15 protein-coding genes are annotated in these 12,804 nt (G+C 55.2%); 8 read left to right on the top strand and 7 right to left on the bottom strand.

All coding sequences use genetic code 11. The annotated features are described in order from the left end of the window. Positions 1–10 precede the first annotated feature (10 nt). Positions 11–1,138: a branched-chain amino acid ABC transporter substrate-binding protein gene (locus tag AC07WB_RS01485; RefSeq protein ID WP_061718403.1), complete on the bottom strand. Its 1,128-nt coding sequence runs from the start codon at positions 1,136–1,138 to the stop codon at positions 11–13. A gap of 192 nt (positions 1,139–1,330) precedes the next feature. On the opposite strand from AC07WB_RS01485, the gene AC07WB_RS01480 reads away from it, so the two are divergent. Further along, positions 1,331–1,480, top strand: a complete 150-nt coding sequence (locus AC07WB_RS01480; protein WP_176519137.1) for a hypothetical protein — start codon at positions 1,331–1,333, stop codon at positions 1,478–1,480. A 61-nt stretch (positions 1,481–1,541) separates the two neighbouring features. Continuing rightward, positions 1,542–1,928 (top strand): aspartate 1-decarboxylase autocleavage activator PanM, encoded by a 387-nt coding sequence (gene panM / locus AC07WB_RS01475; protein ID WP_345827438.1) that lies wholly within the window; start codon positions 1,542–1,544, stop codon positions 1,926–1,928. Between the two features lie 149 nt (positions 1,929–2,077). On the opposite strand, the gene rpoH is transcribed toward panM, so the two are convergent. The 4 genes from rpoH to ftsY form a co-directional block, all read right to left on the bottom strand. Then, positions 2,078–2,935, bottom strand: a complete 858-nt coding sequence (gene rpoH / locus AC07WB_RS01470; protein WP_064737937.1) for an RNA polymerase sigma factor RpoH — start codon at positions 2,933–2,935, stop codon at positions 2,078–2,080. 239 nt (positions 2,936–3,174) lie between these two features. Next, on the bottom strand, positions 3,175–4,158 hold the full coding sequence (gene ftsX, locus AC07WB_RS01465; RefSeq protein ID WP_097095257.1) for a permease-like cell division protein FtsX: 984 nt from the start codon (positions 4,156–4,158) through the stop codon (positions 3,175–3,177). Further along, entirely contained in the window at positions 4,148–4,816 is a 669-nt protein-coding gene (gene ftsE / locus AC07WB_RS01460) for a cell division ATP-binding protein FtsE (protein ID WP_097095258.1), read from the bottom strand. Before ftsE ends, ftsX begins: the two co-directional genes overlap by 11 nt. Before the next feature lie 5 nt (positions 4,817–4,821). Beyond that, complete coding sequence (gene ftsY / locus AC07WB_RS01455; protein ID WP_494939921.1) at positions 4,822–6,267, bottom strand: signal recognition particle-docking protein FtsY; 1,446 nt, start codon at positions 6,265–6,267, stop codon at positions 4,822–4,824. Between the two features lie 230 nt (positions 6,268–6,497). Here ftsY and rsmD point away from each other — a divergent pair, with 230 nt between their 5' ends. Together rsmD and AC07WB_RS01445 are read left to right on the top strand one after the other, a co-directional pair. Next, entirely contained in the window at positions 6,498–7,094 is a 597-nt protein-coding gene (gene rsmD, locus AC07WB_RS01450) for a 16S rRNA (guanine(966)-N(2))-methyltransferase (protein ID WP_097095260.1), read from the top strand. After that, positions 7,084–7,353, top strand: coding sequence for a DUF1145 family protein (locus AC07WB_RS01445; RefSeq protein WP_097095261.1), 270 nt, complete (start codon positions 7,084–7,086; stop codon positions 7,351–7,353). Before rsmD ends, AC07WB_RS01445 begins: the two co-directional genes overlap by 11 nt. A 39-nt stretch (positions 7,354–7,392) precedes the next feature. Here the strand turns inward: AC07WB_RS01445 and AC07WB_RS01440 are convergent, their stop codons facing one another. Further along, on the bottom strand, positions 7,393–7,749 hold the full coding sequence (locus AC07WB_RS01440) for a DUF2500 domain-containing protein (protein ID WP_494939920.1): 357 nt from the start codon (positions 7,747–7,749) through the stop codon (positions 7,393–7,395). Between the two features lie 164 nt (positions 7,750–7,913). On the opposite strand from AC07WB_RS01440, the gene AC07WB_RS01435 reads away from it, so the two are divergent. Together AC07WB_RS01435 and AC07WB_RS01430 are read left to right on the top strand one after the other, a co-directional pair. After that, entirely contained in the window at positions 7,914–8,543 is a 630-nt protein-coding gene (locus tag AC07WB_RS01435; RefSeq protein WP_345827442.1) for a lysoplasmalogenase, read from the top strand. A 93-nt stretch (positions 8,544–8,636) separates the two neighbouring features. Next, positions 8,637–10,913: a zinc/cadmium/mercury/lead-transporting ATPase gene (locus AC07WB_RS01430; RefSeq protein WP_494939919.1), complete on the top strand. Its 2,277-nt coding sequence runs from the start codon at positions 8,637–8,639 to the stop codon at positions 10,911–10,913. On the opposite strand, the gene tusA is transcribed toward AC07WB_RS01430, so the two are convergent. Then, positions 10,910–11,155 carry a sulfurtransferase TusA gene (gene tusA / locus AC07WB_RS01425; RefSeq protein WP_494939918.1) on the bottom strand — a complete coding sequence of 82 codons (246 nt, stop codon included), beginning with the start codon at positions 11,153–11,155 and terminating at the stop codon, positions 10,910–10,912. The genes AC07WB_RS01430 and tusA overlap by 4 nt on opposite strands. A gap of 306 nt (positions 11,156–11,461) precedes the next feature. Here tusA and AC07WB_RS01420 point away from each other — a divergent pair, with 306 nt between their 5' ends. Next, positions 11,462–12,127, top strand: a complete 666-nt coding sequence (locus AC07WB_RS01420) for a 7-cyano-7-deazaguanine/7-aminomethyl-7-deazaguanine transporter (RefSeq protein WP_097095265.1) — start codon at positions 11,462–11,464, stop codon at positions 12,125–12,127. A 116-nt stretch (positions 12,128–12,243) separates the two neighbouring features. Continuing rightward, on the top strand, positions 12,244–12,801 hold the full coding sequence (locus AC07WB_RS01415; protein WP_097095266.1) for a DcrB family lipoprotein: 558 nt from the start codon (positions 12,244–12,246) through the stop codon (positions 12,799–12,801). Positions 12,802–12,804 lie beyond the last annotated feature (3 nt).

Genomic DNA, 12,804 nt, shown 5'->3' with positions numbered 1-12,804 from the left:
TTTTGGGGGATTACTTAACTGCAGTAGAAGAGCCGTCTTTGTGCCATTTGAAGACACCAAATTCGAAGCCCTTCAGATCGCCTTTCTCATCCCAGTTCAGGTTGCCCATCACGGTTGGAACGGCGGCGCCCTCTTTCAGGTTCTTGGCGATCGCATCAGGCTCATCGCTCTTGCTGCGTTCGATACCGGCCACCAGCGACTGAATTGCAGCGTAGGTGGTCCAGACAAACGGACCGGTGGGATCTTTGCGGTTAGACGCGGTGTTGGCTTTAATCGCATCCACAATTGCCTTGTTCTCTGGCAGCTGGTCATAGCGCTTCGGCAGGGTAACAAACAGGCCTTCCGATGCATCACCCGCGATGTTTGACAATGAAGCGTTGCCCACGCCTTCTGGGCCCATGAAGCCGGCATTCAGGCCAGCCGATTTTGCCTGACGCAGAATCTGGCCCAGCTCTGGGTAGTAGCCGCCGTAGTAAACGAAATCCACGTTCTCTTTCTTCAGGCGCGCAATCAGCGTGGAGAAGTCTTTATCCCCGGCGGTGATACCTTCGAACAGCACCACGTTGCCGCCTTTGGCTTTCAGGGTTTTCTGTACGGATTCCGCCAGGCCCTGACCATACTGCTGCTTGTCATGCACCACAGCGATACGCTTTGGTTTGATGTGATCGAGAATGTAGGTTGCCGCCGTTGGGCCCTGATCGGAATCCAGGCCGGTGGTGCGCAGCACGTCAGCATAGCCACGCGCAGTCAGCTCGGGTGCGGTAGCGGCTGGGGTAATCATCAGCACGCCTTCGTCGTTATAGATGTCTGAAGCAGGCTGAGTAGAAGAAGAGCACAGATGGCCGATAACGTATTTAATGCCGTCGTTAACCACTTTGTTGGCAACCGCAACCGCTTGTTTTGGGTCACAGGCGTCGTCATATTCCACGCCAACCAGTTTGTCACCGTTTACGCCGCCTTTGGCGTTGATGTCCTTAATGGCTTGCGCTGCACCGGTAAACTGCATGTCACCGTACTGCGCGACCGGACCGGTTGATGCGCCGACGATAGCAATTTTGATGTCTTTCGCCAGTGCCGCGTGGCTCATCGCCAGGGCGACGCAGCCCGCCAATAATGCGCGTCCTTTACTCATTTTCATGCGAACTTCCCCATCAGTTGTGTCGTGTGTGTTGTGATTGGTTTATTTTCTGCCAGTCAAAGGGGAAAACTCATTCTGCAATAATGGGTTAGCGCGCTTTTCTGGCATTTATTGGTAATAAGGCTTTATTTTTCAGGTTATTAAACAGGAACTTTATTCTGTAAATCAACTGACATATTCAGAATTGACTGAGTGGAGCAGCAGAATCGTCTGGTCGTTATGGCCGATTTTTCAGCAGGATACCAGCGCATTATGCTGGCTTTTTCAACGATCATTGATGGCTTACTCCACAATCCTGGCAAAGTGGCTGGCATTCGACCTATTTTCATTGCAAAAAAGTGACAGCGCTCTGACTGTCTAAATTCGCTACACTATCGCCTTTGCACTAGTACAGGTATTAGGTATGAAGCTGACAATCCAGCGCTTAGCATCGTTAACCGCACAGGATCGCATCGATTTAGCTAAAGTCTGGCCAGAAATGGATATTGTGCAACTGGAAGCACAACTCAGCGAAACACAGCGGCTGTATGCCGCGCGTTTCAACGATCGGCTGCTGGCCGCATTACAACTCAGTATTAGCGGCACGCAGGGAAAAATTTTTAATCTCAACGTACGCGAAGTGACACGCCGCCGTGGCGTAGGTCAATATTTGCTGGTAGAGACAATTGCGCAGAATGGTGCGCTGACGGATTGGTGGATTGCCGATGATGGCGACGCCGATCGGGGCGTGCGGGCAGCCTTTATGCAGGCATGTGGTTTTCGCGCGCAGGCTGATGGTTGGGTGCGTTAAAAGGATTTCGTGCGGTTGATAACAGGGTGCGCATAAATGCGCACCCTACGAAACCGCGCCATTTGTAGGGTCGTCATTCATGGCGACCGATTCGCGCGCAATAAAAAGGGCGACTTAAAAAGTCGCCCCGTTTTTCCGCCTGAAAGTTATCAGGCTTCAATCGCCACACGCAGTTTCTTCATGGCGTTCTTTTCCAGCTGACGCACGCGTTCCGCAGAAACACCGTATTTATCGGCCAGCTCCTGCAGCGTGGTCTTGTTATCATCATCCAGCCAACGGGCGCGGATGATATCCTGGCTGCGTTCGTCGAGGCTCAGCATTGCATCGCTCAGCTTGTCCGCAGCGTGTGCATCCCAGTTATCCTCTTCAATGCCATCGGCAAAGTCAGAGGTTTTATCCTGCAGATACAGCACTGGCGCCATCGCTTTGCCTTCGCCCGCTTCGTCATCAGACGACATGTCGAAGGTCATATCCTGAGCGGCCATGCGCGATTCCATTTCCAGCACATCTTTGCTGCTCACGCCCAGCTCGCGCGCAACCATTTCCACTTCGTCCTGGTTGAACCAACCGAGACGCTGTTTGCTTTTACGCAGGTTAAAGAACAGCTTACGCTGAGCTTTGGTGGTCGCGACTTTCACGATACGCCAGTTACGCAGCACGTATTCGTGAATCTCTGCTTTAATCCAGTGCACGGCAAACGACACCAGACGTACACCGACTTCAGGATTGAAGCGACGCACCGCCTTCATCAGGCCGATGTTACCTTCCTGAATCAAGTCCGCCTGTGGCAAGCCGTAACCGGAGTAGTTACGAGCAATATGAACAACAAAGCGCAGGTGAGACAGGATCAGCGTTTTAGCCGCATCCAGATCGCCCTGGTAATGCAGCCGCTCAGCCAATGCTTTTTCCTCTTCTGCCGTCAGCACCGGCCAGTTGTTGGCAGCCCGGACGTAAGATTCCAGGTTACCCAGAGGAGCAATCGCTAAAGTTTGCATTTCTTTGGTCATTCAAACCCTCACAAATTCAATGGACTTGCTGCACGTTTCCTTGCGCAGACGCTACATTATGTCAACGTCGCGAGAAAACCAGAAGCAATCTGTGCTACTTGGACGACAAAGTTATCCACAAGTTCAATTATAGCAGTGAATATTTTACACACAGATGACGGCGGGGGAAACAGGAGAATTCCTCTGCTCCCAGGTCGTCGGCAGCAGAGGAAGAGTATACCAAAAAACGTTGCTTTTGGTTACTGTGGCGTAAATCGGCGTAAATGTTGTACCGTCGCCAGCCATGCCGCAATCCAGCCAATGATGCCGGCAATCAGCAGTAACAGCAGTCCTTCATCCCAGGAAAAACCTTCCAGCACAAAGGTAGTACCAAATACCGTTGCCACTTGCGCCACTACCGATTGCAGGCGCAGCACCAGCACTTCCGAAAGAATCAGCGATAGCACCGCACCGCCGAAACCTAATAGCGCACCGCCATACAGGAACGGACGCAGAATAAACCCATCGGTCGCGCCAATCAGCTTCTGTACGTTGATCGTATCGCGACGCGCAAAGATGCTCAGACGAACGCTGTTGCCGATCACCAGGAACACCGCCACCACCATCAGCAGACCTATCATTGAGGCGATCTGGCCAACCAGCCCCGTGAGCGCTGCCAGACGTGAGAACCAGCTGTCATCCATGCGCACTTCATCAACGCCCTGCACTTTCGCTACGCGATCGCGCAGATTCGCCATGGTATCCGAATTCTGGAAGTTGAGTTTTGGCGTGATGATGGCCACCGCCGGCAGCGGATTCTGCTCCAGCATGTCCATGGAGCCGCCAAAGCCCGACCAGTTGCGGAACTCATTTAGCGCTTCTTCACGCGTCAGGTAATTCACATTATCCACGCCATCCAGCTGCTTAAGCTGCGCGGTGACATTCTCTGCTGCGGTGTCATCCAGCGCTTTATCCAGATACACCGTCAGCTGCGGGGCGGGATACCACTGGGTCGCGGCCTGGCTTACGTTTTTCCACACCATGTAGCACACGCTCGGCAGCGTCAGTGAGATAGCAATCACCATCACCGTTAGCAGCGTCGCCAGCGGCTGACGCCACATATCGGACAGCGTGCCGCGCAGCGCGTAGCGCCATTGCTCCTGCCAGCCACCCTTCAGCGCTTTACTTTTAGAAGGCTGCTTCGCTTTCGGCGCAGGTGCGCGCTTGTTGCGTTTATTGACCATCGTGGCCTCCGTGCAGACGTCCCTGATTGAGCGTCATCACGCGATAATTCCGGCGCGCAATCAACCCGACATCGTGCGTTGCCATCAGCACCGTGACGCCAACGCGGTTGAACTCTTCAAACAGGCGCAGAATGTCTTCCGACAGCGCATTATCGAGGTTACCGGTCGGTTCGTCCGCCAGCAGCACCGCCGGTTTGTTCACCACCGCGCGGGCAATGCCCACACGCTGTTGTTCACCGCCTGAGAGCTGAATCGGATAGCTTTTCGCTTTGTCGAGCAGGCCCACTTTATCCAGCGCGGCCGATACGCGGCGACGAATGTCTTCGCCGCTGGCACCGGAGATAATCAGCGGAATCGCCACGTTGTCATAGACCGAACGATCCATCAGTAAGTGGTGATCCTGGAAAATCATGCCAATCTGACGTCGCAGGAAAGGGACTTCACTGTGACGCAAACGCGAAATATCATGGCCGCTAAACCAGATCTGCCCCGCACTCGGGCGCTCAATGCCACAAATCAGCTTCAGTAAGGTACTCTTCCCCGCGCCAGAGTGGCCGGTCAGGAACGACATTTCACCAGGACGCAGATGAAAATCCACCCCCTGCAGCGCCTGACGTCCACCCAGGTAAGCTTTACTGACCTCTTCAAAGCGAATCATCCCAATCATTCCTCTCGGGCAAACAGTGCCTCAATAAAGTCTGCGGCCTTAAACGGCCGTAAATCCTCGATGCCTTCCCCAACACCGATATAACGAATCGGAATGCCGAACTGATCGGCAACCGAGAAGATCACGCCGCCTTTGGCGGTGCCGTCCAGTTTGGTCAGGGCGATGCCGGTCAGGCCCACCGCTTCATGGAACAGTTTGGCCTGGCTGATAGCGTTTTGCCCGGTACTGGCGTCAAGCGTCAACATCACCTCATGCGGCGCCTCTTCATCCAGCTTCTTCATCACACGGGTAATTTTTTTCAGCTCTTCCATCAGGTGCGATTTGTTTTGCAAGCGACCGGCGGTATCGGCAATCAGGACATCGACATTGCGCGACTTAGCGGCCTGAATGGCATCAAAAATCACGGAGGCGGAATCCGCGCCGGTATGCTGCGCGACGACCGGAATATTGTTGCGCTGGCCCCACACCTGCAGCTGTTCAACGGCCGCAGCACGGAAGGTATCGCCTGCCGCCAGCATGACGGATTTGCCCTGCGCCTGATACTGGCGCGCCAGCTTACCGATGGTGGTGGTTTTACCCACGCCGTTGACGCCAACCATCAGGATGACGAATGGCGTTTTGCCGCCCACTTCCAGCGGCTGGTCCACTTTTTCCAGAATGCCGGCCATTTCGGCTTTCAGCAGCCCATACAGCGCTTCAGCATCACGCAGCTGCTTGCGGTTGGCCTGCTGGGTCAGATTGGTGATGATGCGGCGCGTCGTTTCAACGCCAACGTCCGCAATCAGCAGCTGCTCTTCCAGCTCCTCAAACAGGTCGTCATCAATCTTTTTGCCGCGGAACAGGCTGATAAAACCGGAACCGAGGTTTTCACGCGTTTTAACCAGGCTGCGCTTCAGACGGGCGAAAAAGCCCTCTTTGGTAGGACGCTCCTGCTCCTGGGTGATAATGGGCGCAGCAGCCAGTGGCAGATCGCTAACGGTATCCTGAGGTTCCTCAGCCAGCTCAGCATCTTCTGCATAGGTTTCTGCCAGCGCCAGCGCTTCTAGCTCTTCGTCGCTTACGGGGGCTTCTTCATCAACGTCTGGCGCATCAAGCGCCAGCTCTTCCAGCTGAGGCTCTTCTTCGATAGGTGCGACAACCGGCTGGACGATCTCTTCCGGCAGCACTTCTTCTTCGATGGCGGTAACCGGCTCGGCTTGTTGCGGTGCGCTAATCGGCTCGGCAATAACCTCTGGTTCAACCTGCTGATGTTCCGCGACCTGCTCGGTAACCGCGACGGTTTCTTCAGCCTGCGCTTCGGCGCGATCTAACGCACTCTCTTCAACGGCGGGCTCAGGTGCCACCTCGGCAGTTTGCTGCTGCTCTTCAACAGGCTGTTGCGTCTCTTCTTCTTTGCCAAAGCCTAGCCAGGAAAAAAAGCCGCGTTTTTTCTCTTTTGCCATTGTGTGACCCTACTCCTCGATGGCTTATTCCCGGTAGCACGCTGTTCCCAGGGGATAAAATATGCATTTTTTTGCGGGGAGCCGCGTAAAAATCAGGTAATTACGCGCGCTCTACCAACTCAGTAGTCTAACACTTTCCAGCCAGCGCACCACAGCACCCTTTTTTAACGTTTCTTCTGCCCGCTACGCCCGTTAAACTACGCAACAAATTATGACGAGTTGTGAGCAAAATGAGCAAATCCCCCCGCAGCAACGGCGCTGGCCAGATCCGCATCATTGGCGGCCAGTGGCGCGGCCGTAAATTACCGGTACCGGATAGCGCTGGCCTGCGTCCGACCACCGATCGCGTGCGTGAAACCCTGTTCAACTGGCTAGCGCCAGACATTCAGGACGCGCGTTGCCTCGACTGCTTTGCCGGCAGCGGCGCACTCGGCCTTGAAGCACTCTCTCGTTATGCCGCATCAGCCACGCTGCTGGAGCTGGAACGTACTGTCGCGCAGCAGCTTTCGCAGAACCTGCAAACGCTGCGCGCCACGCAGGCGAAAGTGGTGCAAACCAACACGTTGCAGTGGCTGAGCCAGCCGGGCGAACCGTTTGACGTGGTGTTTGTCGATCCGCCGTTCCGTAAAGGCCTGTTACAGGAAACGTTGACCTTACTGGAGCAAAATGGCTGGCTGGCCGATGAAGCGCTGATCTATGTGGAAAGCGAAGTGGAAAACGGCACGCCCGTGGCACCGGCCAATTGGGATTTATACCGCGAGAAAATCGCCGGCCAGGTGGCTTATCGCTTATATCAACGCCAACAGGAGAAGCAGAATGTGGCTTAATTTGGGTCGCTTGCTGATGATTTGCGTATGGGCATTTTTGCTGCTCAATCTGGTGCAGCCCTTCCCCACGCCGCTGCGCTATTTTGTGCATGTGGCGCTGTTCTTTATGGTGATTATGCACGGCCTGCAATTGGTGCTGCTGCGCGCCACTCAGGCAAAAGACGCACCCAAACTGAGCGGCGTAACCCAGGCGAAGATCTTCTTCTTTGGCGTGTTTGAGCTGCTGGCGTGGCAGAAAAAGCATTATCCGAAGATGTAATGAGTGCGTTTAGTGACCAGGTCGCCGTGAATGGCGGCCTTACGGCGCTGGCGTAAAACTGACAAAGCGTGTCCCTTGCATTTTCAGCTCCCCTTTCACGCCCTTATCCATCTGATGATAATCACTGGCGTTGACCGAGACTTTGATATCGCTCGCGCCATTCAGTGGATGAAACCAGGCTTCATACTTCATCTCTTCTCCGGCAATGACTTCGCGCTGGCGTGAACGGCGATTAGGGGAGGGAAATTCGCGCTTAGTTTTCACTTCTACGCTCAAAGAGCGCACTGGAGAGGCATCGTTCACCGCGGTTTCGCGGCGCTGCTTGATAAACTGACGCGTCGCCAGAACGGCAATAATGGCCAGTACGATGAAAAAGATTAGCGGTGGTTTGCTCATGATTTATCTCGTGCTTTGCGTTGAGTCGGAACGGGTAAAGACGTCAAAGCATACAACCAGAGTCGGCTGATTGTCACATTTGGCGGCGGTAACTTACACTGAGTAAGTGATTTTGGGAAAATTCATCAAACTGGCGGACATTTCGTTCAGAAAAGGGAGAAAACATGCTTTGGTCTTTCCTTGCCGTACTTTTTTCCGGCTGGCTCTACGTTGATGCTTCATACCGCGGCCCGCAATGGCAGCGCTGGCTATTTAAACCTGTCACCTTGCTGTTGCTCGTTGCCTGGGCGTGGCAAGCGCCAACGCTTAACACCACCGATTATCTGATCCTGGCCGGTCTTATTGCCACGCTGGTGGGTGATGCGCTGATGCTGCTGCCGCGTCAGCAGATGCTCTATGCATTGGGCGCATTTTTCCTGTCGCATCTGCTGTACACCATCAGCTTTGCCGCGCACATGACCATGAGTTTCTTCTGGCCGATTCCCCTCACCTTCCTGGTGATTGGCGTAATTGTTATCGGCGTTCTCTGGACCAGGCTGGAAGATCTACGCTGGCCAATCTGCACCTTGATCGGCATGACATTGGTGATGAACTGGATGGCAGCGGAGAACTACTTCTTCCGCCCAACCGATTACAGTTTCTCGCTGCTTGTCGGCGCCGCGTTATTGCTGTTAGCCAACATTGTCTGGTTTTTCTCGCACTATCGCCGCCGCTTCAGCGCCGATAGCGCCATCGTCGCCGCCTGTTACTTCGCCGGTCATTTTATGATTGTGCGCTCCCTGTGGCTTTATTGAAGAAAATCTCACCTTCAGCTTGACTCTGGAGTTGACTCCAGAGTGTAGCATTAGGGCGCGGGTGCTATCCCGCCCCCTAATTCCGGAGGTTATATGCATCAACATGCCCATCCTTGCCGCTGTGGAAAGTCTCATCGCCAACCGCAGCCGCTGTGCTCGATTCGCAGCGTAAAGCCCTCAGCCCTGAAAATCTCAGCCGCGCAGCCAGTTACGCCAGAAGGTGATTGTGGCTGCTGCGACAGCGATAGCGGCTCGCCCGGCGGCGAAAGCGACGCCGAAAGTGACAGGCCCGCACTCACTTCACACCAATTTCGCTGGCAGATTGCCGGCATGGATTGTCCCAGCTGCGCACGAAAAATCGAATCTGCCGTGCAACGCGTGCCGCAGGTGCAGCAAGCACGAGTGATTTTCGCCAGCGAAAAACTGGTGGTGGATGCCGAAAACGATATCCGCAGCGCTATCGAACAAGCCGTAAAACATGCTGGCTTCACGCTGACCTCCAGCGATCCTCAATCGCCCCCACCACCGGAAAGCCGCTGGCAGGAAAATGCCGGTTTACTGCTGCTTGGCGTACTGATGCTCGCCAGCTGGCTGCTGAGCCAGGTTTCACCGCTTTGGGGCGATCGCCTGTTTATTGCTACCACGCTGATTGGTTTGGCCCCCATCGCGCGCAACGCCTGGCAACTGCTGCGCAGCGGATCGCCATTTAGTATTGAGATGCTGATGACCATCGCTGCCGCCGGTGCGTTGGTGATTGGTGCCCACGCTGAAGCCGCCATGGTGCTGCTGCTGTTCCAGCTGGGCGAACGCCTGGAAGCCTACGCCGCCGCGCGCGCGCGTCGCGGCGTGACCGCGCTGATGGCATTACGTCCTGACACCGCCACGCGCATTGTCGGCACACAACGGGAAAATGTCCGCTTAGACGTGCTGCAGCCTGGTGATGTGATTGAAGTCGCGGCCGGTGGCCGTTTACCGGCGGACGGCGAGTTATTGCATGCCAGTGCCAGTTTTGATGAAAGCGCGCTGACCGGCGAATCGCTGCCGGTGGCGCGTGAGCCGGGTGAACAGATCATGGCCGGTGCCACCAGCCTCGATCGTCTGGTTACCTTGAAAGTGGTTTCCCAGCCGGGGCAAAGTGCTATCGACCGCATCCTGCAGCTGATTGAAGAAGCCGAAAGCCATCGTGCGCCGGTTGAACGCTTTATCGATCGCTTCAGCCGCATTTATACGCCGGCGATTATGCTGTTGGCGCTGCTGGTGATGGTGCTGCCACCGCTGCTCGGCGTTGGAGCATGGCTGCCGTGGATTTATAAAGGGCTAACGCTGCTGCTGATTGGTTGCCCGTGTGCGCTGGTGATCTCCACACCCGCGGCCATTACCTCTGGATTGGCCGCTGCCGCCCGTCAGGGCGCGCTGATAAAAGGCGGCGCGGCACTGGAGCGGCTCAGTCGCGTTAGCATGATGGCGTTCGACAAAACCGGCACGCTGACCGCGGGCAAGCCACAGATCACCCATATTCAGTCGTTCGGTGGAACAGCGGAAAACAGCCTGCTCAGCATTGCCGCTGCCGTTGAACAGGGCTCCACGCATCCACTGGCGCGAGCCATTGTCACTGCAGCCGAGCGACGTCAGCTTGCGATCCCTTCCGCTTCTCAGCAGCAAACCCTGGCGGGCAGCGGTATTCGTGCCGACATTGATGGCGTGACCTATCAGTTACTCACGCCACGTGAAGCCAGACAGCTTAACGCAACTCAGCAGCAGCTGATTGCCGAGCTGGAAGCCCAGGGTCAAACCGTGGTGCTGCTGTTGCAGGATCAGCAGGTACTCGGCGCATTGGCGTTGCGGGATCAGTTGCGTGAAGAGGCGATAAGCGCACTCTCTCAACTGCAAAAACTGGGTGTAAATAGCGTGATGTTGACCGGTGATAACCCGCGAGCAGCCGCTGCCATTGCCGCCGAATTGCAGATTGATTATCGCGCCGGTCTCTTACCCGCCGATAAAGTGGAAGCCGTGCGGCAATTAGGCGCACAACAATCGCTGGCGATGGTGGGCGACGGCATCAACGATGCGCCTGCGATGAAAGCAGCGACGATCGGTATCGCGATGGGCAGCGGCACCGACGTCGCGCTGGAAGCCGCCGATGTAGCATTAACGCAAAATCAGCTGGCGATTCTGCCGCGCACGATCGTGCTGGCACGGCGCACGCGCGCCATCATTCGGCAAAACGTGGCGCTGGCGCTGGGCCTGAAGGCGATTTTCCTCGTCACCACGTTGCTCGGCTTTACCGGTTTGTGGCTGGCGGTGCTGGCAGATTCCGGTGCCACCGCGCTGGTTACCGCGAATGCGCTGCGCTTGCTGCGTCAGCGTTAAGTCCCTTTTTTGATGAGAAACTGGTACGGCAGGCTTTCGGTCTGCTGTGCCAGCAGCTGATGTTCCATAAAACGGCAGAAACCGGGAATATCGCGCGTGGTGGCGGGATCATCGGCGATGATCAGCAAGGTTTCACCGGCCTGCATGCTGCGCACGGTTTTACGCACCATCATTACCGGCTCTGGACAGCGCAGGCCAAGGGCATCAAGCTGATGATCAGGCGCAGAAAAGGGATCGCTCATGATTCTCTGTCTATGGTGGATGATGGGCGCACATTTTAGCGTGTGAATTAGCCAACGCAAGGCGATAACGATTGCGTTAAAATTAACCATTGCATAAATTACGCAACGCGTTAAGATGCCGCCGATTTTTAAATTGCTACCATATTTTGCCCTAAATAATTCGAGCTGTAGCAAGGCGGCAAGTGCGAGCAGCCCCAGGAGCTTACTGAAGTAAGTGACTGGGGTGGACGCACGCAGCCAACGCAGCTACGGCTTGAAGTATGACGGGCAATGGGTTCCCTCACCCCACTATTAAAAAGGTCCTACATGATTGCTTTTTCTGCACGTCAGCGCATGCATGCGCTGTTTTGGCTATCGCTTTTCCATCTGCTGGTAATCACCTCCAGTAACTACCTGGTGCAGCTGCCGGTTTCCATCTTCGGCTTCCACACCACCTGGGGCGCGTTTAGCTTTCCGTTTATTTTCCTCGCAACCGATCTCACCGTGCGCATCTTTGGCGCGCCGCTGGCTCGTCGCATCATTCTGGCGGTGATGATTCCAGCGCTGGTGATCTCCTACATCGTCTCGTGCGTCTTTTATCAAGGCGAATGGCAGGGTTGGGCATCGCTGGAAGAAGTTAATCTGTTTGTCGCGCGTATCGCCTGCGCCAGCTTTATGGCTTATGCGCTGGGCCAGATCCTCGACGTTCACGTTTTTAACCGTTTGCGCCAATTACCCCAGTGGTGGATTGCCCCTGCGGCCGCGATGTTCCTTGGCAATATCAGCGATACGCTGGCCTTCTTTTTCATCGCCTTTTACAAGAGTCCAGACCCGTTTATGGCTACGCATTGGGTCGAGATCGCCCTGGTGGATTACAGCTTCAAAGTGCTGATCTGCATGATCTTCTTCCTGCCGGCTTACGGCGTGCTGCTGAATGCCATGCTGAAGCGATTAGCCGAGCGTTCCGCACAGCGACAGGTGAATTTCGGCTGATTCCACATAGACGTAACGCCATGGCACGCTAAAATTTCCTGACACTCCGGTGGTTGCTTTTGCCCGCCGATTCCGTTTTGATAACGCCTGACTGGAATCATGTAAAAGGGAAAAGAATGCGTAACGTAGTGAAATATGTGGGTATTGGCCTGCTGGTGATAGGCTTGGCGGCATGTGACCAGAAGAAAGATGATGCAGCAGCAAACAGCAACGGTGCCAGCGCCAGCCAGTCTGCTCAGACGGTCAATCTGATGGACGGCAAGCTGAGCTTCTCACTGCCAGCGGGCATGTCTGATAAGAGCGGCAAACTCGGTTCTGAATCCACCAACATGCACGTCTATGCCGACGAAACTGGCCAGCGCGCGATTATCGTGATTGCGGGCGATCCCACTAACGAAGCGCTAGATGCGTTGGCGCAGCGCCTGGAACAGCAGCAGCGCAGCCGCGATCCACAGCTGCAAGTGGTATCGAATAAAGCGGTGACGCTGAAGGATCAGCCGGCTCAGCAGCTGGATACGGTGATTTCTGCCAATAACCAGACGTCATGGTCTTCGGTGATTCTGGCAAAAGTGGACGGCAAACTGCTGACGCTGCAAATTACCTTGCCAGCGGATAACCAGCAGCAGGCACAAAGTGATGCTGACGGGATTGTCAAAAGCATCACTTTAAAATAATCC

This window comes from Pantoea sp. GW821-FHT03E06 (genome assembly GCF_059420725.1).
Note: the sequence above shows the minus strand (reverse complement) of the source record. Positions and strands in the feature narration are given on the sequence as shown.

What these genes read in the sequence shown, in the direction of transcription:
- AC07WB_RS01485 (WP_061718403.1), bottom strand. Translation starts at nt 1,138, where the DNA reads ATGAAAATGAGTAAAGGACGCGCATTATTGGCGGGCTGCGTCGCCCTG.
- panM (WP_345827438.1), top strand. Translation starts at nt 1,542, where the DNA reads ATGAAGCTGACAATCCAGCGCTTAGCATCGTTAACCGCACAGGATCGC.
- rpoH (WP_064737937.1), bottom strand. Translation starts at nt 2,935, where the DNA reads ATGACCAAAGAAATGCAAACTTTAGCGATTGCTCCTCTGGGTAACCTG.
- ftsX (WP_097095257.1), bottom strand. Translation starts at nt 4,158, where the DNA reads ATGGTCAATAAACGCAACAAGCGCGCACCTGCGCCGAAAGCGAAGCAG.
- ftsE (WP_097095258.1), bottom strand. Translation starts at nt 4,816, where the DNA reads ATGATTCGCTTTGAAGAGGTCAGTAAAGCTTACCTGGGTGGACGTCAG.
- ftsY (WP_494939921.1), bottom strand. Translation starts at nt 6,267, where the DNA reads ATGGCAAAAGAGAAAAAACGCGGCTTTTTTTCCTGGCTAGGCTTTGGC.
- rsmD (WP_097095260.1), top strand. Translation starts at nt 6,498, where the DNA reads ATGAGCAAATCCCCCCGCAGCAACGGCGCTGGCCAGATCCGCATCATT.
- AC07WB_RS01445 (WP_097095261.1), top strand. Translation starts at nt 7,084, where the DNA reads ATGTGGCTTAATTTGGGTCGCTTGCTGATGATTTGCGTATGGGCATTT.
- AC07WB_RS01440 (WP_494939920.1), bottom strand. Translation starts at nt 7,749, where the DNA reads ATGAGCAAACCACCGCTAATCTTTTTCATCGTACTGGCCATTATTGCC.
- AC07WB_RS01435 (WP_345827442.1), top strand. Translation starts at nt 7,914, where the DNA reads ATGCTTTGGTCTTTCCTTGCCGTACTTTTTTCCGGCTGGCTCTACGTT.
- AC07WB_RS01430 (WP_494939919.1), top strand. Translation starts at nt 8,637, where the DNA reads ATGCATCAACATGCCCATCCTTGCCGCTGTGGAAAGTCTCATCGCCAA.
- tusA (WP_494939918.1), bottom strand. Translation starts at nt 11,155, where the DNA reads ATGAGCGATCCCTTTTCTGCGCCTGATCATCAGCTTGATGCCCTTGGC.
- AC07WB_RS01420 (WP_097095265.1), top strand. Translation starts at nt 11,462, where the DNA reads ATGATTGCTTTTTCTGCACGTCAGCGCATGCATGCGCTGTTTTGGCTA.
- AC07WB_RS01415 (WP_097095266.1), top strand. Translation starts at nt 12,244, where the DNA reads ATGCGTAACGTAGTGAAATATGTGGGTATTGGCCTGCTGGTGATAGGC.